Here is a 22,394-nt window from a genome sequence, read left to right as displayed (position 1 = left end):
TTCCCGCCTGTCTAGACTGTGCAGCGTCGCCGCTAGGGCGGCGATCGTTGGAGACCAACTAAGCTTGGTTAGGGACGCTTTCATTACGACGGCGCTACGGAAATATGACGGTTGGCTCGCTTGTCACGATCCCGTCACGCGTCCTGATTAGGACCGGATCGATGGCCAACCCAGACACCCTCTGGCATCGTCGCGCGTTGCTCGGCGCGATGGCCTCGCTCGCCATGCTACCGTCGATCACGGTCGATGCGGGGGCACAGGCGGTCGTCGATCCGTTCGCGCTGGGCGTGGCCAGCGGCGATCCCGGTACCGATGGCTTCGTGCTCTGGACGCGACTTGTCGGCGTACGTGCCGAACCGCTGCAGGCCGCGGCCGTCGTCGTGCGGTACGAAATCGCAACCGACGCCGCGTTCCGCGTGATCGTGAAAACGGGGCGCGGGCTGGCGCATCCAGAGCGCGCGCATGCGGTGCACGTCGAGGTCGCCGGACTGCTCGCCGGGCGACCCTATTGGTATCGTTTCCACGCTCTCGGCGCGACGAGCCCGGTCGGTCGCGCGACGACGGTGCCGCACGTTGCGGACCGACTGCGGCTTGCGGTGACGTCGTGTCAGCATTGGGAGCAGGCGCGGTTCGGCGTCTACCGCGACATCGTCGCTGCCGAGCCCGACCTGATCCTGCAGCTCGGTGACTACATCTACGAGCAGAGCTATCCGGGCGTGCCGCATGTGCGCGATTTCGGGGCGCCGGAGCCACGCGACCTCGCCGGTTACCGGCAACGCCATGCGCTCTACAAGACCGACCCGGATCTTCAGGCTGCGCATCGTGCCTGCCCCTGGCTGGTTACGTGGGACGATCACGAGGTGCTCAACGACTATGCCGGGCTCGCCAATCGCGAAGGGTTGCCGCCTGCGCAATTCGCACTTCGCCGCGCGGCGGCGTACCAGGCGTATTTCGAGCATATGCCGATCCGCCCAAGTCTTTGGCGAGGACGGCTCGAACCGCGGCTGTATCGCGCTGTGGATTGGGCCAACCTTGCGTCACTGTCGGTGCTCGACACGCGCCAATATCGTAGCATGCCGCCGTGTGCCGCGCCGAACGTTGCGCGCAACGTGCGGCTCGACGCGTGCGCGCAGGCCGCCGCACCATCGCGGACGATTATGGGCGCGGCACAGGAACGGTGGCTGTCCGGGCGGCTTGCCGGAGAGCGGTGCCACTGGTCGCTCGTTGCGCAGCAAGTGTTCTTTGCGCCGCTTTGGCTCGACGGGACGCGACAATCGACCTTCAGCGATCAGTGGGACGGCTACACCGCCAATCGCGACCGGTTGCTGACCGAGTTAAGTCGTACGACGGTCCGCAATTCGGTGGTGCTGAGTGGCGACGTGCACTCGTTCTGGGTAAACGACCTGAACGGGCAGGGCGAGGCACCGATCGGCAGCGAGATCGTGACGTCGGCGTTGGGCGCTGCTTCGCCGCCAGTCGGTCGGTTCGGCGATGTCAGCCGGAACAATCCGCATGTGCGCTTCCACGATGTCGAGCATGCCGGTTGGGTGAGACTGGATATCGATCGCCGTGCCCTGCGGGCCGACATCCGCATGATCGCCGATCGTGAGGATGCGAGCAGCATCGTACGATCGGGTGGCGTATTCGTCATGCCGTCCGGCGCACGACGAATGCGCAAGGCTTAGAAATCGGTCCAATTCCGGAAGTCTTAGGCAAATGATCGCATCCGTAAGACGGCCGCCTCGAAGACAGATCGCTGTCCCAACGGCGCGGAGAGCGCGTAATCTGGCAGCCGCGTTTGTCACACAGGGTTAAGATGCGCGCCGTAGCGCCCGCCTATGAAAAACCGAACGTTAAGGCTGTGTTCCCAGAGCATGGTGGCGCGACTGATGGTACCCATCGCCATCATGTTGGGATTGGTGTGCCTTCTGGGCCTGATCGGATACGGTACAAGAGAACGTGTTCAGACTGCGCGCGACGCAGCGAATGCCGGCCAGATCGTTCGGATCAGCCTGATCGAGGTACGGTCAATCAGCCGCTCGTTGCAACGTGACGCGTTAAATCTGTTGCTTGAACGCAATCCAAGCGAACTCGCGATCATCCACGGGAAATTCACGAAACGGTCGATCCAGATGCGGACGCAGCTTAACCAACTGGTTCGGAGCCCCAGCGCGGGACTGAGTGCACGGAGCCCATATATAGGCAGTCAGATAATCGTATTACGGCAGTTGGCCATCATGGCCGACGACGCCACGAAGCATCGCCGGGATCGGGCGTGGACCGTCTTTCGCGATGACGTCCGTCCCAACGAGCGGATGGCATCCAAAATCGCCGATACCCTCATCGCTGGACAGGAAGCCGAGGTCGAGCGTCTGTTCCGCACCGCCCATGATCTGGAGAAGCAGGAAGTAGCGATCAGTATCGCGGCGGGCATCATCCTGTTTTCTCTGGCCGCATACGGCACGGTGCTGATCATTCAGAAGACCATCGTACACCCGCTGCTGGATATCGAGCATACGTTGGCGGTGATCGCCGGAGGCGATGCAGAAGGCCGCACGCCGCACGGGGAACGACAGGATGAGATCGGCCGGATGTCACGCGCGATCGAGGTCTTTCGTGCGTCGGTGGTGGAGCGCGGGCGGTTGGAAGCCGATATTGGCCGGCAGCGCTTCGCAGAGGTTCACCGCGAACGTCAGGTCGAAGATGCGCGACGTACAGCACAAACTGCCGAGGCTGAACGTGATCGTATCGTCCGGCAGGCCGCAACCACGTTGGAAGGAGAGATAGCGAACGTCCTTGCTGAACTTCGCGGAGCAGCCGGACAATTGTCCACGACATCCGGGGAACTCGAGGATCATTCGACCGATGCGACCCGCGAACTGAATAGCGTTGGCGTAGCCGTTAGGCGAGCGATCGACGGAGCGACGGATATTGCCGCGGCAACGAACCAGTTTATGGGCGCGATCCATCAGTCTAGCCAGAGCACACGCCTGTCTGCCGATCTCAGCGCAAAGGCTGCGGACTGTGCGGCCAGGCTCGCACAGGATATGACGGACGTCCAGGATGACGCCCGTGCGATTGGTGCGATCGTCGGAGTCATCACAAGTATTGCTGCACGAACCAAGCTCCTCGCGTTGAACGCCGCCATGGAGGCGGCCCGCGTCGGCGAAGCCGGAAAGGGGTTTGCAGTCGTTGCCGACGCGGTAAAATCGTTGGCCGCGCAGACCGCGGAAGCTACGGGTGAGATTGCCGAACAGATAGCCGGCATGCAACGCGGCACCGGGGCAGCTTATGCCGGACTGTTGCATATCCGCGCGATGGTCGAGGAGATGGCTAGCGGCACCGATGATCTCGCTTCGAGCATTGGCGAACAGGCGCAGAGCGGCCAGGTCATCAGCCGGAACGTCGATGGAACCGCTACAGACCTGGACCTGATCGGACGTCTGGTGACAGGTGTATCCGTCGCGACACAGAGTACTACGGGGATGGCAGCCAAGGTCCGCATGGACTCACGGTTGGTCGAAGACGGCGCCTCGTCAATCGACGCCGCCCTGTTGCGCTTTTTTGAAAAGCTGCACGTAACTTGAGCCTACGCGCCGTCGATCCGGAACACTGGATAGGTGCGGCCTAGCGTAGACTGCTGCCCTCCAATGCGAGGACCGCAGCCCGCATTGCTACGATGCGATCGGTAGCCGTGGGCGAAAGCTCGCCCCAGGAAAATGCGGAACGGTCACGCACTCCTTCGCGCCACATCCGCGCAGCGACATTGTCCAGGTCCACTGCGGTCGGGGACCGACCCGTCGACACGCAATCGATTATTTGCTGAGCAACGAGCGAGCTAGCGCGAGACATCTGGAATTACCTCTACTGCAAGCGCTGTCCTTAGTTGCGTTTGATGGCACCAGAATGACAGCGCCGTGCCTTCAAACACCCAACAGTATCGAAAGGACTTCCCGAGCTTCGCGGTCTGACGCAAAAATCACGTCCAGCCAAACGCCGTGCTGGTCCGAATATAGGCCCCGGCAATTCACCCGTCCGGGTGCGGCGCGACGCACGTATGGTCGCGTTTCATTCCGAGGCATTCGCGGCTCGCCGAAATTTGTAAGCAGTGCGAGGGGCCAATTACAGGCCCAGGTGTCGTGGTGAATGAGTGTCCGTGTGTGGACGCCCCGCTGGATACAAGGGGGTTTTTGAGAGATTTGTTCGCGCAGGCCCAGGTGCTTCCGTGTGTCCGGCCTGTTGATGCAGCCATCATCACGGCTGCTGGCCTGTATGGAGATCGCGGATCGGGTCCAGACCGAAGTTGCGCGCTCGAGGCGCTCGGACACATCCCTGGTTTTCCCAATCCCGTCTTCTGACCGTTGCGCCATACCTCTCTATTGACCTTCCTTGCGTCCCTGACGCCTCAAGCCTTGACGGTTACACCGCCGCGGCCGGAGCTCTGTAGGACCCGCCATGCGCCATCAGCGCCCAGACGGTCCTCGCCATCTTGTTGGCCAACGCCACCGTGATCAGCATGCGCGGCTTGCGAGCCAGCATGCCGGCCAGCCATGCGTCGGCTTTATCGTGGTAACGCGCCGCAACCTTCGTAACCGAACTTGCGCCGATAATAAGAAGCCTCCGCAAGCTACGCTCGCCCATCTTGTTGTGCGCCCCAGCCGCTCCTTGCCGCCGCTAGAGTGCTGTCGGGGTACGAGGCCAAGCCAGGCTGCAAAATCACGCCCGCGTCGGAACGTGCTGGCAGCAGGCGCTAGCGCCACAAGCGCAGTCGCGATCACCGGCCCCACCCCTGGAATGGTCATCAGCCGGTTCGCCACGGGGTCAGTCTTGGCCCGGTGCGCGATTTCGCGATCCAGAAGAGCGATCTGCGACTGAAGCGCTTGAAGGCTTTGAGTGATAACTGTCAGCACTGGCCGCGCCACAGGTGGTATATCGGATGCAGGATCGGCAACAAGCTCGACCAGCTTTCCGACATGCCCGACACCCTGCCGAACGATGTAGCCAAATTCGGTAAGGTGTCCTCGTAGGGCGTTGATCAGCTGCGTGCGCTGGCGCACGAGCAGATCGCGGGTACGGAAGATTACTCCGGAGGCCTGTGCTTCGGCGCTCTTACCCTGCACGAACCGCATCGTCGGGCGCTGCGCAGCCTCGCAAATCGCTTCGGTATCGGCCATATCGTTCTTCTGCCGCTTCACGAACGGCTTTACGTAGGCCGGTGGAATGAGCCGCGTGTCGTGACCTACTGCGGCGATCTCGCGAGCCCAGTAATGGGCGCTCGCACAGGCCTCCATTGCCACCACGCATCGTGGCAAGGTCCAGAAGAATGACAGAACCTGATCACGCCGAAGCTTTTTGCGGAAGATGACAGCACCGCTCGGATCCGAGCCGTGAACCTGGAAAACCGACTTGGCCAGATCGATGCCGACTGTGCTAACCTCACCCATGGACGCCTCCTCAGTGGTGTTTTCAACACCTCCACTATGGCACATCAATGCCGTCAGGCGGCGTCCACCCCAACGAAGCTGCAAGGTTTGAAATCATAGCGAGTGTTTGTTTGTTGGGCTGGCCGGTAGCCGTAGGGCAGGAGCGCGACTGCCTGATTTATCCGTTTCATCGATCAAGCCGTTCATGATCTCGGACGAACGTTCAGATGTAACATCAACTAGCTATATAAGATAAAGCCCGTTGAGCTTTGCACAAGGCTTGATTGATTCTTATTCCGTTACTGCTAATATCTGGCTAGTTACCTGAAGTGATCATATGCAGATCGATCAAATGACAAGCGATTTATAACAATTTATCGGACAAAGATTGGCTCTGTGCGGCGAAATTGACAGTAATAATTCGGTAGTTTGTTTCGATACGATACAGCGTATTCTCGGGCGAGTAGGTTTCAGGCTCGGTGGGTACGAGGTGGCAGGGCGCGATCGGTGCGTAACTGGGTATCTTGTCCGCGACGATGGCGAGAAGCCACCAGTACGGAATAAGCCAAGGGAGTTCCTGTTTTCAGATTCCGCCGTTCAACCTAATTACGTGTTCGTTGCCAGCAATCCGTGATTGTCGACGCGCGTGTCGTCGATGTTATGCCCAGCAATGAAAGCCGACGTTCCGCTCTCCTCTCCCTTTCAAGTCGTCCAGGCAACGGATCGGCTGCTTGTCGCTACCGTCCATCCTGATGAACGAATGGCTGAAGTTGGGAGGCGGGGAAGGGCATCGGAACGTCCGTTTCTCTATCGCGGCCTGAGTCAACAGGCGCAGGCCACTCTCCGCCGCCGCGAGTGCGCCGGTCTGAGGAATTGGTAGGCTACGAAATACAAATACTGTTTTTTCTGCCAGGCTTGAGATTGCCGCACGGGGTTCGTGCTTCTCTCCGGGGTCGGCACGTAGCCGCCCCATGATGGGGTAAGAGAAAGCGGTGTGGATCTTGGACGCCCTTGTCGCTGCGACAGGCTGCGGACGCTACGATCTCACACCACCTTCGTCCCCGTGAGGACCTCTTCCTGCCGAGGCAGAACCGTGAAAGCTCCTTTCTGAGATCGTATCAGGAGACCGCGACCGCGGTGCCGGGTCCGCTTCCCCAGCGGAAGTCGGTGCCGTCCGTCCACATGCGGTGGAGAACGACGGCCAGGCGGCGCGCGACGGCGACAATCGCGCGCCGCATACCCCGGCGCTGGGCGACCTTCATCCCCCAGGCCTTAAGCCACGACCAATGCCGGCTCTGAGTCATCAGGATCTGCGCCGCTTCATTTGCCACCGTTCCGAACTACGGGCTGAGTTAAATCGCGAGCATATCTTGCCGAACTGGCATTTACGGGAGTTTGGTCTTCACCGGGTATCCGTAACGCTGCCGAACCGCGAATTGCACGGCCACGTTAGCGAAGTGGGTTGGCGCCGCTCCCGGAGCCTTGCGCCTCGGCCTCTGGTGACGATCGCTGACCCTGGCTTGAGGCCCCGCGGAGAAGTGCGTTGAACGTTTCCGTCCGCCTTTATAATAGCACCGGACCAGTTACTTCGGTCGCCTCGTGCTCGGCAACCGCGCCCGGCAGCACGCATAAACGTAGATCGTCAGGATTTTGAGAAGCAATGAATTATCGCCATTCCTTCCATGCTGGCAATAGTGCCGATGTCGTGAAGCACAGCTTGCTGATCGCGCTCGTGCGGGCCTTGCAGCAAAAACAGGCCGCCTTGACCCTGATCGACACTCATGCCGGCTGCGGGCTGTACGACCTCGACGGCGACGATGCTCAACGTACCGGCGAGTCTGCGCAGGGCGTGCTGCGGGCCCTTGCCGACCCGAACCCGTTGCTGGACGACTACCGCGCCGCCATACGGGCGGTGAACGTAGGCGCCGAGCCGCATTTATACCCCGGATCGCCGCGGATACTGGCGCAGCTTCTGCGCCCGCAGGATTTCCTGATCCTGAACGAAAAACATCCCGATGACGCCTACACCCTGCGCGGCGTGATGCGCGGCACATCCGCTGCCGTGCATGAGCGCGACGCCTACGAGCTTTGGCTGGCGATGCTGCCGACCCGAACCGCGCGGGGCGTGGTGGTTGTCGATCCGCCGTACGAGCAGCCCGACGAGCGCGAACGTATCACAGCCACGCTCGCTGCCGCTCACCGCAAATGGGCGCATGGCGTGACGGTGATCTGGTATCCGCTCAAAGACCGCACCACGCATTCGCGGTGGACGGAGCAGTTACACAAGCTCGGCATCCCAAAACTGCTGCAGGTTGACCATTGGTTGTACGATGACGATCAGCCCGGCATCTATAATGGCGCAGGCCTTTACATCGTCAACCCGCCCTACGCCTTCACGCAGGCGCTGCCACCTCTGCTGGAAGCCCTGCGCTCCGTGCTGGCGCCGGAGGGACATCGGGGCGAGATCACGACCGATTGGTTGGCCAGTTAATAGAGTGCCCGATGGTAAGGGCGACGACGATCGAAAGCCGCTACTGCTCCGGCTCCAGCCATTTGAACTTCCCGATCCCTGCCAAGGCATCGAAAACACCGTTCGACGCGGCGAAAAGCTGAAGTGCTTTCGATCGGCACGAGTTGAGTGCCTTTGCGGCTGAAGAAGCTTCGGCCCGATCATTCTTCGAATTGGGATAGGGGGCAGCCTTGGCCTAAAGTCGTGCAAAGACGGTGAAATTAGCGGGGGCGCCGGAGCGCCCCCGCTACCTCTCAAATTTTCACGCGAAGACGGGTGTAGTAAAAACCTCCGTTGAAGCCGAACGGACCGCCGTTACGCGGATAGACCTGACCATCCGACGTGCCACCGGTGAGCGGATAGATCTGCACCGTCGAATTGGGAGCCAACCGATCAGGATGCTCGTCGGTGAAATTCTGAGCGCCGACGGACAGGGTGAAGTATTTGAAGGTGTAGCTCAGTTCAAGATCGGTGGTGAACTTGCCGCCGAACGTCTGGTTCGCAACGCCGTTGGTCTGGCCATAATCCTGGGCACTGGTGAATGAGCTGTAATAGTTCTCGCGAACGTTGAAGCTCAGATTGTCCAGGGACCAGTTCGCATTGAACACGACGCGGTGCTTCGGCGCGAGGTTTTCGGCGTCGATAAGCTGTGCGACGCTGATGATCCGGGCGTCGTAATCGGTGACCTTGGTGTCGTTGTAGTTGTACGCCAGCGAGAAGTTGAGCAGCGCATCGCTCAGCTTCGTCCGGTACGTCCCGACGACGTCGATGCCCTGCGTACGGGTCCTGAAGCCGTTGGTGAAGTACTGAACCTGACCGCCGATGCCGACCGGCAGCAGCGCCGGTTGCGCCGCGAGGTCCGCTGCCGTGACGATGAACGGCGACGTCAGGCCGATGCGGTTGCGCAGATTGATGCGGTACCCGTCGACCGTGATGGTCATGCCGCGAACCGGTTCGAGGATGACGCCCAGACCGTAGTTGGTCGACTTCTCCGGCGACAGGTTGGTCGCCCCGTAATATTGCGCGACCGCGGTATTCGTCGGGTACGTTCCGGCCTGAAAAGCGACACCGTTGTTGAACGACGTGGTAACGATCGAGACGTTCGACTGACCCGGCGACGGTGCGTGGAACCCGGTGCCGAAGCTGCCGCGAACCGAGAAGCCCTCCACGAACTTGTAGAGTGCGTTGACCTTGCCGACCCAGGCATCGCCGAACGTGTTGTAATGCTCGTATCGGCCCGCCGCACCGACGGTCAGCGCCTCGGTGAGATCGGTCTCCAGGCCGACATAGGCGGCATAGGCCTTTTGACTGAACTTGCCTGCGGTCGCCGGGCTCGTGCCGGCATAGCCACTGGCGCCCACGCCCTGTGGTGCAGTCGCGCCCGATAGCGTGTAAACGCCCGGTGCAGTCAAGGTGTAGAGCTGCTGGGCTACGGCATAGGGACCTGCGCTATAGGATTGCAGGTCGCCTGCGGTCTGCTCGTAGGTTTCCTTGCGGAATTCGCCACCAGCCGAGATGGTTAGCGGAGCAGCGAGGCCGAGGTCGGCGGCATAGGTGAAGTCGGCGTTGAAGTTGACTTCCTTCTGGATCAGATCGCCGAAGTCGAAGCTCGTCTCCGTCGCTGGGCCGTAGGAAAAGTTGGCCGAATTATACATCGACAGCGACAGCTTGTTCCGGGCGAGCGTGCCGGAAAGATCGTAGGTAAAGTCGCCAGCCGTGCCCTTGTAGCCAAGCACGCCGTAGAGCTCCTGCGTCTTGCCGACGAAGCGGGGGGTAAAACCCGCGGGGTAGAGCTGGCTGTACCGGAACGTGTTGCCATCGCGTACGAAGCCTCCGGTCGGACAGGTCGCGTTGCCAGCCGGGCAGGGGGTCAGGAAGAACGTGTTGTTGAATGCGCCGTTGGCGCCCTGATTGCGCACCACGCCGTTCGTGTCGACCGCAGTGCTGGAGACGGACGGACGGTAGTTGAAGCTCTGGTTGCCCTTGCTCTGCGCGAAGTTGCCGAAGAAGTAGAGCTTGCTGTCCGCGGTCACGTTGAGTGCGGCGTTCAGCACCGATTTGAAGCCATGCGAGGGCGAGTTGCCCCAGATCTGCACGGGAAGGGGGTAGTTGGGCAGCTGCGAGGCGAGCGCGGGAAAGTTCTGCGCGAAGTTCGCTGCCGATGGGCGTTGGCGACCGCGACTGGTCTGTCCTTCGTCGACATATTCGCCGGTGGCGTTGATGAAGCCCCAATCGCCCTTGAGGCCGGCATTCCCGGCGATCTGATAGCTTTCGCCGTCGCCGGCATAATATTGACCGGCGCGGCCGACCAGCTCGATTCCCTGATCCTCGCGAAGACCGTAGTTGAGCACGCCCGCGATGGCGTCGGAGCCGTATTGCGCAGTCGCGCCTTCGCGCAGCACCTGGAGGTTGCCGATCGCGAGCGACGGGATCGCAGAGATGTCGGGGCCCTGCGCGCCGCGGCCGAGACCGGTGTCGCTGCCGCCATAGACCTGTACCAGCGCCGACCGGTTGTACCGCTTGCCGTTCAGCATCACGAGGACCTGATCGCCCGACAGGCCGCGAAGCGAGGGCGAGCGCACGAAGGTCGACGCGTCCGAAATCGAGTTCTGCCCGGCATAGAAGGACGGAACGATGTTCTTCAGCGCATCGATCATGTTGGCGGCAGGCTGCGTCGTCAGATCGGCCGAACTGATGATGTCGACGGGCGAGGGCGAGTTGGCGAGCGTACGGTCGGTACGGCGCGTACCGAGTACGAGGATGTCGCTCGGTGCTTCGGCCTCGGCCGGCGCTACGGCTTGGGGCGTCGAATCTTGGGCAGAGGCTATGGCGACGTCCTGACCACTACCGGATCCGGCCGCAAAAGCGGCAGAGCAGGATAGCAGTGCGACCGCCAATGCAACGGTCGAAGTCGTGTATCTGATCATCTGAAACCCCTTAAGAAACCCGGCCCTTCAAGAGCCTTCTCCAGATGTTCCTGCCCTCGATCGTCGATTGTTCTCGGCGTATCGAAAACGCTTTTTGATCAGCCCTGCGAATGTCGTGACGATGTCATTTCATGCACCGTCATCGTGGAACAAACGGCCACAACGGGTTCGGTCTGGCAATCGGAAACTTCGCTGCAGATTACGCATCTGTAACAATGTTGCAATTTTATCGCACTTCGGTGAGAGCGGGTCGGAACTGCTGAGTGAACCGTAGAGTGTGTCCAATCGCATGAACGACTGGCAGAAGTCGGAGGCGGAAAACCATCCGCAAATGTCGGTTCTGGGTCAGCTCGTTAATTTCAGACGAGACGGTTCGGCCAGACCATTGAAGGCGTCCAGCGCTCCGCTGATCATCGAAACGGTCGAAAGAACGCCTGTATCTCAGCCGCGAGCAGGTCCGGTTTCTCCAGCGCGGCGAAATGCCCGCCAGCTGGCATTTCGGTCCAGCGGTGTACGTCGAAGACCCGCTCCACCCAGGAACGCGGCGGCATGGCGATCTCGCGGGGAAACACCGATACGCCAAGCGGTGGTTTGACGCGCTCACCTTCCTCGAACACGAGAGGGCGCAGCCGGTTTTCCTTGTAGAGCCTGAGCGATCCGGTGAGGGAATCACCGAACCAATACAGTGAAATATCCGTCAGCAGGTCGTCGAGCGGGATCGCGCTTTCGAGATCCCCGTGACAGTCGGTCCAGGACCTGAACTTCTCCGTCATCCAGGCCGCGAGCCCGATGGGAGAATCCGTCAGCGAGAACGACAGGGTCTGTGGTTTGGTGCCTTGGAAGGCGGCATAGGCTCCCTCCCGCGCGGACCATTGCGCGACGTGATCGAGATACGCCCGTTCCTGGAGTGTGACGGGCGCGGTGTCGGCAGATGTCGGGGGGCGGTAACTGCCTGGGATGAAGTTCAGATGGATGCCGCGGACGACGTCCGGAAACAGCCGTGCCAGCCAGACGGATACCCCTGCACCGATGTCGCCGCCCTGCGCGGCGAACTTGTGATAGCCGAGCTCGGTCATGAGCTTGCGCCACAGCAAAGCGATTTCCCGCGAGCTGATGCCCCCTCTCGCCGGCGCGGGTGAGAAGCCGTAGCCGGGCAGCGATGGCACGACGACGTGGAAGGCATCGGCAGGATCGCCGCCATGTGCGCCCGGATCGGCGAGCAGCGGGATCAGCTGTTCCATCTCGACGAACGATCCCGGCCAGCCATGCGTGATGACGATGGGGACCGGGCTGGGGCCAACGCCGCGCCGGTGTACGAAATGGATGTCCTGATCGTCGATCGTGGCCATGAACTGCGGCAGCCGGTTTAGCCGTCGTTCCTGTAGCCTCCAGTCGAACCGGTTCTGCCAATGGTCTGCGAGGCCGCGCATGAACGCGAGGCTTGCGCCATCGTCCCAGCTTTCGTCGTCGATCGAGCCAGGCCAGCGCGTCGCGGACAGTCGGTTCTGTAGGTCTTCGAGCGCAGTGTCCGGCACGTCTATCGTGAAGGGAACGGGCGGCATGACTGTCTCCAAGCTTCGATCGCCTTCATCCTGACCGCGCTTTAGACGCGACGGCCGCTCGCTTGCGGTTTCTTCCGGCTTAGCAGACGGATCGGGCCATTGCTTGTTCTCCGCCTCTCCAAGGATCGAGCGCGCGGACCTAGCGGCTGACTTCGACGAAGAACCACGCACGTCCGCGATCGAGGCAACGCGAGATCGCTTGCGCCGCTAGCCACCGTAGCGTTCCGTCTTGATAACGGAGGCGTCCAGGCCAGCCAGCAGCGCGCCCTCGGTCGCGATGTTGACGAAGCCGTTGGACCCGCAAACGAAGACGTGGCTGGGCTTTCGGTGGAGCTGGGCCACGATGTCCTGGACCATCGCGCCGTCAATCCGTCGCCCGAAGTCCGATGCGCGGATCGGGTCTTCGCGCGTGATCGCCAATGCCAGGACGAATGCCGCGTCGCTGATCTCGGTGGCATGCAGCTCTTCCGAAAAGAGAACGTCTTTGGCGGTCCGGGCGGACAGGAGCAGCGCCGTTGGCACTGCCGGGGACTGTGTGCGGCGTTGTCGGATCATGGCCATCAATGGCACGAGGCCGGAGCCTGCCCCGATCAACAGCACCGCGTCCACGGCAGGGGCACGGGCAGAGGCAGAGGCAGAGGCAGAGGCAGAGGCGGGCCACAGGAAATGACCGCCAAGCGGACCACGAAGCTCGATTTCGTCGCCAACCGCCGCGACATCGTGAAAGAACGACGAGACTTCGCCATCCGGCAGCCGCTCGATCGCGAGTTCGATGATCGGGGACGAAATTGTCGCCGACGCGATCGAGTAGCTGCGCATCGCGCTGTAGCCATCGGGCGCGGTCAGCCGGACATCGACGTGCTGCCCCGCGATGTGCGCGAACGGTTCGCGCAACCGCAGGAAGACGCTCTTGATGCTCGGTGTCTGCTGGACGATGTCCTCGATCGTGCATGACTGCCACGGCACGGCTTGCGCGCCGCCCTCAGTCATTGGTGTAGCGCTGCTCGCGCCACGGATCGCCGTAGATATGGTAGCCGTGACCTTCCCAGAATCCGGGTTCGTCGCGCGTCGTGAACTGCAGCGCATTCACCCATTTGGCGGACTTCCAGAAGTAGAGGTGCGGGACCAGAAGGCGGGCGGGCCCGCCGTGATCGCGCGGAAGTGGCTTGCCCGCATAGGTGAGGGCAACCATCGCCTTGCCCGACAGAAGGTCCGCCAAGGGCACGTTCGTCGAATATTTATCGTAGCAGTGCGCCAGGACGAAATCGGTAGGCGGATCGAGCCCGGCATCGGCGAGGATGTCTTCGACGAGTACGCCCTCCCAGGCGGTATCCAGCTTGGACCAGGAGGTGACACAGTGAATGTCCTTGGTCACCTTCGTCTTCGGCAGCGCGTTGAACTCGCTCCAGTTCCAGACTTTGACGGGCTTTGGGCCGATCTTGACCGTGAATTTCCAATCGGAAGGCTCCACGTGCGGCGTGGGGCCGGCGGACAGGACGGGGAAATCCTCCACGAGATGCTGACCTGGTGGAATCCGGTTCGACTGATCCCCGCCCGAGCCGCGGCCCGGAAATCCTCTTGTGACCATTGCGAATCCCCTTGCTTGTCACGACGGGTTGAAACTGGCTTCGATTTGAGATCTCTTGAAGGCTCTCAGCATCCGCAACCGGTCAATCGATCGTCTGCCAAATATATGCCGAGTTCTGTATCAGAATAGCGATGATATCGTCCGCTACGAAGCGTGATGATTGCATGCGGACTATAGCGCCAGGCCAGCCTGATTTTCTAATACCCTGTTGCTATAGTTTCCATAGCATCGCAACACCGCGCCCGCATACCGGTCTCGATCCCGCTCGACGAGCCGGCTGCCTCGATTTCGCCCTCCTCGACATACGCGGAGCGGTCGGCGGGTTTTCCGGTACGGGCGACGACCGTACCGGCGGTGTACCGTGGCGACGGCGTACAACGCCGCGACATGCGGTGTCGAAAGGCGACACGCTGCATCTCGCGCGGATCGCGCCCAATGTTTTCATACGTCGCATCCCCTGTTGCTGTCGGAGAGATAGTTGCCCAAGTGGCTAGCCTTTGGAAGTGTACTCAAACGTATTGTCGGCCGTGTGGCGTAGATTTGTGGATCATTTTCGTAGCTAATATGCCAGGATCGGCGATGTAAAATAGCGGTAGGTATGGAAACTATGCTTCCTCGCTATTGGGAATACTATGCCGACCCCGCCATAGTTCGGGTTGTAGCAGCGTCTCAATGCCAGTCCAATTCGGAAGACCTTTCGATCTGATCGATCAGGGCATCGGGGCGCGGCAATCTGGAGATACCTGATGAAAGCAGTTGGTTACAAGGTTCCTGGACCCATCGCCGAGGATGCCGCGCTGGTCGACATCGGTCTGCTCAGGCCCGTCGCTACAGGATACGATATCCTGGTCGAGGTGAAGGCCGTCTCGGTCAATCCGGTCGACTACAAGATTCGCGGCAGCACGGCGCCTGCCGATGGCGACTGGAAGGTGCTGGGATGGGATGCCGCCGGGATCGTGCGTGAGGTCGGCCCCGATGTGACGCAATTCGCGACAGGCGACGAGGTCTATTACGCCGGATCGCTTCTGAGGTCGGGCACCAATGCCGAGTTCCATCTCGTCGATGCCCGGATCGTCGGTTGCAAACCCGCGTCGCTCGACTGGGCGGAAGCGGCGGCGCTGCCGCTGACGGCGTTGGCGGCGTGGGAAGCGATGTTCGATCGCCTGGACGTGGGGAGGCCCGTTCCCGGCGCGGCGCCAGCGATCCTCATCGTCGGTGGCGCGGGCGGGGTCGGCTCGATCGCCATCCAGATCGCGCGACAGTGTACGGACCTCATCGTTATTGCCACGGCTTCTCGACCGGAAACCGAGGAATGGGTGAGGGGGCTCGGCGCGCACCACGTCATCGACCATTCCCGGCCGCTCGCCGCACAGGTGGCCGCGCTCGGCATCGGCGCGCCCGCGTTCGTCTTTTCGATCACCCATACCGAGCAGCATGTCGCCGACATCGCCGAACTGATCGCCCCGCAAGGACGGTTCGCGCTGATCGACGATCCTGTCGCCCTCGATATCATGCTGTTCAAGCGCAAGGCGGTGTCGATCCATCATGAGTTGATGTTCACACGGTCGATCTATGGCACGCCCGACATGCATGAGCAGGGCGAGATCCTCGATGCGCTGGCCGTTCTGGTCGACGACGGCAAGATCCGCACGACGCTGACCCGGACCCTGTCGCCGATCAATGCCGCCAATCTGAAGACGGCGCATGCGCTGATCGAAAGCGGCGCGACGAGAGGCAATATCGCGCTCGAAGGCTTCTGACGGCAACCGCCGCCAACATCGTTTCCAACCTCAGGATCGGAAAAATCCATGGCCAAATCTATCGCCACTGCATCGATCAACCGCGAAACCGCGGTCGCCCTCATCGACGCGGCGATCGCCGCAGCCCGCGTGATCGGCATCCCGGCTGCCGTCGCCGTTGTCGACGCCGCCGGGTATCTGCGCGCGTTCGAGCGCACCGACGATGCGCCGTTCCTTACCGTCGACGTTGCCATCGACAAGGCCTGGAGTTCCGCCTCGTTCGGGTTCCCGACGCACGTCTGGAACGACTATGTGACCAACGATCCGAAAGTGGCGCCGCTGGCCTATCGGCCGCGGATGGTCGCGGTCGGCGGCGGCTATCCGATCCTGGAGGACGGCAAGCTGATCGGCGGGATCGGCATCTCCGGCGGCAACTATCAGCAGGACCAGGATGCCTGCGTCGCGGCACTCAAGCAAATCGGGTTCGAGCTACCGGCCTGACGACCGCCCAGCCGACGATCCGCATTGTAATTGGAGTAGCAAATGAGCATCGACCAAACGCAGGCCCCCGAGCTACGGGTGCAGAAATGGATCGGCGGCGACGGAGGAGTGATCGCGCCCCTTACGCTATCGGATGTCGGGCCTGGCCCGAAGGTCCTGTTCGCCTTCCAGCATTGGTGCCCCGGTTGCCACCTTCACGGGTTTCCGACGCTACAAAAATTACATCGCGCATTAAGCCGCCAGGGCGTGGGGTTTGCGGTGATCCAGACCGTCTTCGAAGGCGCGGACGAGAACACATTCGAGACGTTGCGCGTGAACCAGCGCAAATATGACCTTCCCCTCGCTTTCGGTCACGATGAGCCACCGACCGGGCAGACGCTGCCGACCTTCATGGAAGACTACCGCACGCGAGGAACACCTTGGTTCACCGTCATCGATGCAGGCGGCCGTATCGTCTTCTCGGATTTCCATCTCGATGCGGACACACTCATCGCCGACTTGGGTCAGGTATAGCTTAGGCAGCGAGGGCTCATCCTGACTGCTAGATTTGGGCGGTTCGACCGTGCCGCTTGCGATCAGGAAACCTCATGCCAGACGCAGCGCACGCCGGTATCGTGTTCAGCCACGCGATCCACATGCTTGGCTACGGCCTCCTTTGCGGCGTCGAAGCGTCCATGGTCCGTACCCACAAGGCGGAGCGACAAGCTGTCACCATCGGCTGTCATGATAAGCTGGCCGCCGGGAAGCTCGATCTCCGCAGTCAGCGCATCGTAGCGAACCGGATAGGTGTGCACCCACGCCTTGGCGATCTCGGTCAGATATCGGCTGCTATCGATCGTGGCGATGCGTGCTTCGGCTTCGAACATGAAGGGCTCCCGTAGACAGTGTGCTTCGATTAAAATCGTGAAATTTCGTGAGATGTTCGCCGCGTCACAGATCCAAGGCGGATCACGCTATGATCGCCGTCACGCGAATTTCGATGCGCATGGTGGGAAGCCCCAGCGCCTCTACCCCCAATTGCGTCCAGATCGGCGCGCGGTCGGGCATGTAGTGGCGGTATAGCCTGGCGATCGTCTCGTTGATGACGGCAGGGAAGCCGCCGACGTGATAGGAATTGACGTGGACGACGTGCCGCCAGTTTGCCCCGGCTGTCGCAAGCGTCCGTTCCACGTTCTCGAACGCCTGCGCGATCTCGTCCTCTATCGACTCCGGAATAACGAGATCGTCGTTCCAGCCGCCTTGTCCGGAAATCTCCACGCGGTCGCCGATGCGCATCGCCTGGGAGTAATGCAGCGCGTCGTGCAGGCGCGTCCCGTAGCCGGGGGTGATGAAGAACGACGGTGTCGTCATGAGCTTGCCCTTGATGAGATGAACGGCGTTCGGGACTGGCGCGATGGCTGGTGGCCGGACCCTATTCCACGTCTTCGACGATGAAGTCGCGGCCGTTGAACTGCACGGTCTCCCCGGCTCGGGCGCCTTCGATCGCTTCGAAGATCGGTGCCATCGTGGAAATGCCCATCACGTCTCGCCCCTGACAGGTGAACCTGCTGGTCGATACGGCGATCGCGAAGTAGCGGCCGGACAGCTTGACGACGGCACCTTCCTCGACGGTCGACTTGGGGCCGAAATCGATCATCCTGAGCTTGTCGATCTTGTCGGCGTGGTCGTGCAGCGTGTCGTCGAGAGCTTCGGCGAGGTCGCTGGCAATCTCGGCCTGCGCCAGTTCATCGTTCTCGACCGGTTCGCTTTGATCGACCTTAGCGGTGAAGACATAGTCGAGGTAGTTTCCCCGAGCGCTCTGCAGCGCTGCGGTCTCCAGCGAGAGCATCGTGTCTCGGATGTGGGCCTTATTCCAGTCCATGATGACGTCCTTGCGTTACGGTGCTTCAATAGTTCGGCGGACTCGTACTTAAGCGACGTCGCTATCCGTCGCTGATGACGTCTTCGCCCTGGTAGGGAACGCGGATCAGCCGGGAATCTCGAATGATGCTCGTGACGAGCCAGACATAGTCTTGCTCGGCGGTGTCGAAACCGAGGATGCTGAAACCGCCGCCGAACGGGCATGACGGGAAGTCGGGAAAGCCCTCCCGCAGAACGTAGCGTTCGGGATCGCGGTGGAACTCGTCCTTGAAGACCTTGCGCAGTCCGTGCTTGGTCGGCGCGTCCCGGTCGCTTGCCGCCACCGTTTCCCGATCCGCGACGAGCCGCTCGGACAGGTCGCGGGGACAGATTTCGTGGAACACGTCGAACGCGTCGATCAACAGGCCACGGTGCCCGGTTGCCGGATCGGTGATCGCGTAGATATTGGAGGCGTCTTCGCCATCGTCGTCGCTTTCGAGGCGCAACGCCGCGTCGACGCGAATGGTGCACGCTTCGATGGTCGATCCGAGTTCGAGATCGACGAGAGTGCTGTCCTTGACGCGATATTCGTGGTCGTAGCCCTTGGCGACGAACGCCTGCACCGCTTCGAGGATGTCGGTAAGTTGGGTCGTCATAACCACTTGGCCTTCTTGAAGCGCACGAACAGCAGCAGACAGAACACTGCGATTACGCCGAGCACGATGAAGTATCCGTAGGTCGCGTCCAGCTCCGGCATGTTCTTGAAATTCATGCCGTATATCCCCGCGATCGCCGTCGGGACCGCGAGTATCGCCGCCCATGCCGCCAGTTGCCGGGTGATCACGCCCATCCGCTGCGCCTCCAAAAGGCTGCTCGCCTCGAAGACCGTGGACAGGACGTGAAGAAGGCCGTCGACCATCGACTGGACGCGGTGGAGATGGTCGGCGACGTCGCTGAAATAGGGTGTCACGTCGGCGCTGATGCAGGGGAAATAGCCGCGGACGAGCTTTCCCACCAGCTCCCCCATGGCGCCGAGCGTGCGCTGGAACCGCGTGAGTTCGGATCTCAGTTCGAAGATGCGGACGACGTCCTCTCGCTCGAGAAAGTCGTCGAGCGACCGTCTCTCCATCGCCAGGACGTCGTCCTCGATCATCTCGAAGATCGGCAGATACTGGTCGACGATGCGGTGCAGGACGGCGTGCAGGACGTAGTCGACACCCTTTCGGGACAAGGTGGTCGATCCCTCGAGTTGCGCGCGAAGGTTGCCTAGCGCGCCCGCGGTGCCGTGCCGTACGGTGATGAGATGATTGTGACCGGTGAAAATCGCCATCTTGCCGTAAATGATCCGGTCGCCCACCAGCGCCGCGGTCTGCGCGACGATGTAGAGTTCATCATTATAGACTTCGAGCTTGGGCGGACACAGCGGGTGCATCGCGTTGTCGATCGCCAACGGATGAAGGTTGTACGTCGCCTGGAGCTTGCTGAGTTCGTCGTCGCTAGGCTCGCCGAGCGCGCTCCAGCAGAAGCCCGTGCGATCCTCGCCCAGTTCGATGCTTTCATCGAGCGCTATCGCCCGCACTCGCTTGCCTTCGTGGTAATAATAGGCGGCGATTACGCTCATGCCGGCTTCGCGGGGATATGAAGTCCGCGCTGCACCGCCGGTCGCGCCAGCGCGCGTGCGAGCCACGCCTGGACGTTCGCATACTCGTCCAGGCCGAGAATGGCCTCGGCAGCGTAGAACGCGCTCAGCGCATTCACCCAGCCGATCGTCGCGATGTCCGCGATCGAATAGTCGTCGACGATCCAGTCGCGGCCTTCCAACTGGCGATCCAGGACCCCGAGGAGACGCTTGGTCTCGTCGACGAAGCGCTGTCGCGGCCGTTTGTCCTCGAAATCCTTACCGCCAAATCGCAGGAAGAAGCCAAGCTGACCGAACATCGGTCCAATCGCCGACATCTGGAAGAAGACCCAGGCAAGCGTCTCGTACCGTCGGGCAGGGTCGACGGGCATGAACTGGCCCGTCTTCTCGGCGAGGTAGAGAAGGATCGCCCCGGATTCCCATAGCGCCAGGGGCTTACCGTCGGGCCCCGCCGGATCGATGATCGCGGGGATGCGGCCGTTCGGATTGAGCGCCACGAACGCCGGGTCCTTCGACTCGTTGTTCGAGATATCTACGAAATGCGGCTCGTACGCCGCGCCGGTTTCCTCCAGCATGATCGAGACCTTGACGCCGTTGGGGGTCGGCGTGGCGTAGAGCTGGATGCGATCGGGATGCGATGCCGGCCAGCGTTGCGTGATCGGGAAGGACGAAAGGTCGGTCATAATCTGCGATCCTGGTGCTGCGGTCATGGAGGATTGCGGACCAGACCGCGCTGCGCGGTGGTTGCGTCTATTCTGCTGATCCCAGCCACAGGCTGCGCATCGGCAGCCGACTGGCGCTTCGGAAGCACCCAGCCCGGACGCACGAAGTGGCAGGTGTAGCCGTTCGGCCGCGTCTCCAGATAATCCTGGTGATCCGGCTCGGCTTCCCAAAACTCTCCGACCGGCACGACCTCGGTGACCACCTTGCCGTTCCACAGCCCGGAGGCATCCACATCGGCGATCGTGTCCTCGGCAACGCGCTTCTGCGCGTCGTCGACGTAATAGATGCCCGACCGGTAGGAGAGCCCCATGTCGTTGCCCTGGCGGTTCTTGGTGGTCGGATCGTGGATCTGGAAGAAGAATTCGAGGATGGCCCGGTAGCTCGTCACCGCTGGGTCGAAGACGATCTCGATCCCCTCGGCGTGCGTGCCGTGGTTGCGATAGGTGGCGTTCGGAATGTCGCCGCCGGTGTAACCGACGCGAGTCGAGACGATGCCGGGCCGCTTGCGAATCAGATCCTGCATGCCCCAGAAGCACCCGCCCGCGAGAATGGCGCGCTCGTGCATATTAAGCCTCCTCTGCCTGATCGAGATATTCGCCGTAGCCTCCGCTCTCCATCTCATCGCGCGGGATGAAGCGAAGCGACGCCGAGTTGATGCAGTAGCGCAGGCCACCGCGGTCGGCGGGACCGTCCGGGAACACGTGGCCGAGATGGCTGTCGGCGTGTACCGACCTGACCTCGGTCCGAACCGTTCCGTGTGTGGTGTCGCGCACCTCGTTCACGTTTGTGGGCACGATCGGCTTGGTGAAGCTGGGCCAGCCGGAGCCCGACTCGTATTTGTCGGTCGAGGCGAACAGCGGTTCGCCCGATACGACGTCGACGTAGATGCCGGGCTCCTTGTTGCCGTCATACTCTCCGGTGAAGGGCCGTTCGGTACCCGAATCCTGCGTAACCCTGCGTTGCTCCGGGGTCAGCCGATCGACCGCATCCTGCGACTTTTCAAAATTCATGATAGTCTCCGATACTTATCTTGTAGGACCAGGCGTGCTTCAGCATATTTATCGTTCACCGCGTAAGATATTGCAGCGCTATTTTGATTTGGCCAATACGTTGTGCGTATAGTTTCAATAGCGTTGCAGTCTTTCGCGTTGTGGTCGAGTCCCACGCGTGTATTACTGACAGTTGCGCGATCACGATTTTTCAACTCAGATGATAAAGCGATTTGGCGCTGTCACACTCGCGCGTTTCGACGCTATCCTGCACGGCATGAACACCACCCGGCTGCAGCCTAATCCTGAAGCCAAAGCCGTCGTCGCGGCTCTAGGTTTCGCGTCCGTCTACGATGACTTCGTCGCCCGATTGCAAAGCCTGAACGTGGGAAAACTGGCGCCCCGCGTCGACGAGGCGTTCCCGGACTTCTCGCTGCCCGACGCGTCGGGACGCTACCGTTCGCTCGAGAAGTTGCGGGACGAAGGGCCGCTCGTCATCAGCTTCAATCGCGGACTTTGGTGCCCGTTCTGCGTGCATGAGCTGCAATCCTGGGCGGCTGCCTCGCCCGCCCTTGAACATGCGGGCGGGAGGCTGATCGTCGTGGCGGGCGAGACCGGCGAAGGCGCGTCCGCCATACAGGACATGATCGGACCGGGCGCGACGCTGCTCTGCGACGTCGATCACGGGGCGGCGCTGGCCTCCGGATTGGCGTTCCCCGTAGGCGAGGAGATGAAGCGGCGGTATCTGGCGATCGGGCTTGATCTTGCCGCAATATATGGCAGTGATGGAGGCTTTCTGCCGATCCCGGCAACGTTCGTCGTCGGCGAGGACGGCATCATCCGCTACGCCCATGTCGACGCCGACTTTCGCTTGCGCCCCGATCCACTGGACGTCGTCGCGTTTCTGACGGCGATGCACTGAGCGCGCCAACGGCGTGGTGAGCTTAGTACACGT

20 protein-coding genes and 1 pseudogene are annotated in these 22,394 nt (G+C 61.5%); 7 read left to right on the top strand and 14 right to left on the bottom strand.

The genetic code is table 11. From position 1 onward, the window contains the following. The first annotated feature begins 161 nt into the window (after window positions 1–161). On the top strand, window positions 162–1,685 hold the full coding sequence (locus tag C8J45_RS16790) for an alkaline phosphatase (protein WP_181321254.1): 1,524 nt from the start codon (window positions 162–164) through the stop codon (window positions 1,683–1,685). 204 nt (window positions 1,686–1,889) lie between these two features. After that, complete coding sequence (locus C8J45_RS16785) at window positions 1,890–3,587, top strand: methyl-accepting chemotaxis protein (RefSeq protein WP_181321253.1); 1,698 nt, start codon at window positions 1,890–1,892, stop codon at window positions 3,585–3,587. A 924-nt stretch (window positions 3,588–4,511) separates the two neighbouring features. On the opposite strand, the gene C8J45_RS16775 is transcribed toward C8J45_RS16785, so the two are convergent. Next, the gene (locus C8J45_RS16775) at window positions 4,512–5,444 is read right to left on the bottom strand and encodes an IS110 family transposase (RefSeq protein WP_258191510.1); all 933 of its coding nucleotides are present in this window, start codon (window positions 5,442–5,444) and stop codon (window positions 4,512–4,514) included. 1,097 nt (window positions 5,445–6,541) lie between these two features. Further along, window positions 6,542–6,745, bottom strand: a pseudogene (locus C8J45_RS16770) (IS110 family transposase); the annotation flags it as partial. A 338-nt stretch (window positions 6,746–7,083) separates the two neighbouring features. Here C8J45_RS16770 and C8J45_RS16765 point away from each other — a divergent pair. After that, a complete protein-coding gene (locus C8J45_RS16765) occupies window positions 7,084–7,914 on the top strand; it encodes a 23S rRNA (adenine(2030)-N(6))-methyltransferase RlmJ (protein WP_107964261.1) in 831 nt (276 codons plus the stop codon). Between the two features lie 272 nt (window positions 7,915–8,186). Here the strand turns inward: C8J45_RS16765 and C8J45_RS16760 are convergent, their stop codons facing one another. The 4 genes from C8J45_RS16760 to C8J45_RS16745 form a co-directional block, all read right to left on the bottom strand. Then, on the bottom strand, window positions 8,187–10,859 hold the full coding sequence (locus C8J45_RS16760) for a TonB-dependent siderophore receptor (RefSeq protein ID WP_107964260.1): 2,673 nt from the start codon (window positions 10,857–10,859) through the stop codon (window positions 8,187–8,189). 410 nt (window positions 10,860–11,269) lie between these two features. Beyond that, window positions 11,270–12,421 carry an epoxide hydrolase family protein gene (locus tag C8J45_RS16755; protein WP_107964259.1) on the bottom strand — a complete coding sequence of 384 codons (1,152 nt, stop codon included), beginning with the start codon at window positions 12,419–12,421 and terminating at the stop codon, window positions 11,270–11,272. A gap of 207 nt (window positions 12,422–12,628) precedes the next feature. Beyond that, window positions 12,629–13,411 carry a ferredoxin reductase gene (locus tag C8J45_RS16750; RefSeq protein ID WP_107964258.1) on the bottom strand — a complete coding sequence of 261 codons (783 nt, stop codon included), beginning with the start codon at window positions 13,409–13,411 and terminating at the stop codon, window positions 12,629–12,631. Next, entirely contained in the window at window positions 13,404–14,009 is a 606-nt protein-coding gene (locus C8J45_RS16745; RefSeq protein WP_107964257.1) for a sulfite oxidase-like oxidoreductase, read from the bottom strand. The genes C8J45_RS16750 and C8J45_RS16745 overlap by 8 nt, the downstream gene beginning before the upstream one ends. A 746-nt stretch (window positions 14,010–14,755) precedes the next feature. On the opposite strand from C8J45_RS16745, the gene C8J45_RS16740 reads away from it, so the two are divergent. Genes C8J45_RS16740 through C8J45_RS16730 form a run of 3 tightly spaced genes read left to right on the top strand, consistent with a single transcriptional unit; the run spans window position 14,756 to window position 16,762 of the window. Then, the gene (locus C8J45_RS16740) at window positions 14,756–15,769 is read left to right on the top strand and encodes a zinc-binding alcohol dehydrogenase family protein (protein WP_107964256.1); all 1,014 of its coding nucleotides are present in this window, start codon (window positions 14,756–14,758) and stop codon (window positions 15,767–15,769) included. Window positions 15,770–15,817: 48 nt separating this feature from the next. Then, window positions 15,818–16,249 carry a heme-binding protein gene (locus C8J45_RS16735; RefSeq protein ID WP_107964255.1) on the top strand — a complete coding sequence of 144 codons (432 nt, stop codon included), beginning with the start codon at window positions 15,818–15,820 and terminating at the stop codon, window positions 16,247–16,249. Between the two features lie 42 nt (window positions 16,250–16,291). Then, entirely contained in the window at window positions 16,292–16,762 is a 471-nt protein-coding gene (locus tag C8J45_RS16730; RefSeq protein WP_107964254.1) for a peroxiredoxin, read from the top strand. 62 nt (window positions 16,763–16,824) lie between these two features. On the opposite strand, the gene C8J45_RS16725 is transcribed toward C8J45_RS16730, so the two are convergent. From C8J45_RS16725 to msrB, 8 genes are all read right to left on the bottom strand, one after another. Further along, window positions 16,825–17,115 carry a DUF2218 domain-containing protein gene (locus C8J45_RS16725; RefSeq protein ID WP_107964253.1) on the bottom strand — a complete coding sequence of 97 codons (291 nt, stop codon included), beginning with the start codon at window positions 17,113–17,115 and terminating at the stop codon, window positions 16,825–16,827. 82 nt (window positions 17,116–17,197) lie between these two features. Beyond that, window positions 17,198–17,599: a RidA family protein gene (locus C8J45_RS16720; RefSeq protein ID WP_107964252.1), complete on the bottom strand. Its 402-nt coding sequence runs from the start codon at window positions 17,597–17,599 to the stop codon at window positions 17,198–17,200. Between the two features lie 61 nt (window positions 17,600–17,660). Next, window positions 17,661–18,110 carry a hypothetical protein gene (locus tag C8J45_RS16715; RefSeq protein ID WP_107964251.1) on the bottom strand — a complete coding sequence of 150 codons (450 nt, stop codon included), beginning with the start codon at window positions 18,108–18,110 and terminating at the stop codon, window positions 17,661–17,663. Window positions 18,111–18,171: 61 nt separating this feature from the next. Then, on the bottom strand, window positions 18,172–18,744 hold the full coding sequence (locus C8J45_RS16710) for a hypothetical protein (protein ID WP_107964250.1): 573 nt from the start codon (window positions 18,742–18,744) through the stop codon (window positions 18,172–18,174). After that, the gene (locus C8J45_RS16705; protein WP_107964249.1) at window positions 18,741–19,709 is read right to left on the bottom strand and encodes a magnesium and cobalt transport protein CorA; all 969 of its coding nucleotides are present in this window, start codon (window positions 19,707–19,709) and stop codon (window positions 18,741–18,743) included. The genes C8J45_RS16710 and C8J45_RS16705 overlap by 4 nt, the downstream gene beginning before the upstream one ends. Continuing rightward, window positions 19,706–20,410, bottom strand: coding sequence for a glutathione S-transferase N-terminal domain-containing protein (locus C8J45_RS16700; RefSeq protein WP_107964248.1), 705 nt, complete (start codon window positions 20,408–20,410; stop codon window positions 19,706–19,708). Before C8J45_RS16700 ends, C8J45_RS16705 begins: the two co-directional genes overlap by 4 nt. Window positions 20,411–20,433: 23 nt before the next feature. Continuing rightward, entirely contained in the window at window positions 20,434–21,015 is a 582-nt protein-coding gene (gene msrA, locus C8J45_RS16695; protein WP_258191509.1) for a peptide-methionine (S)-S-oxide reductase MsrA, read from the bottom strand. Window position 21,016: 1 nt separating this feature from the next. Then, on the bottom strand, window positions 21,017–21,460 hold the full coding sequence (gene msrB, locus C8J45_RS16690) for a peptide-methionine (R)-S-oxide reductase MsrB (protein WP_107964247.1): 444 nt from the start codon (window positions 21,458–21,460) through the stop codon (window positions 21,017–21,019). Between the two features lie 256 nt (window positions 21,461–21,716). Between msrB and C8J45_RS16685 the strand changes: the two genes are divergently transcribed. Beyond that, entirely contained in the window at window positions 21,717–22,361 is a 645-nt protein-coding gene (locus C8J45_RS16685) for a peroxiredoxin-like family protein (protein ID WP_181321252.1), read from the top strand. The last annotated feature ends 33 nt before the right edge of the window (window positions 22,362–22,394 follow it).

Source organism: Sphingomonas sp. PP-CE-3G-477 (assembly GCF_003050745.1).
Taxonomy (GTDB): Bacteria; Pseudomonadota; Alphaproteobacteria; order Sphingomonadales; family Sphingomonadaceae; genus Sphingomonas.
Note: the sequence above shows the minus strand (reverse complement) of the source record. Positions and strands in the feature narration are given on the sequence as shown.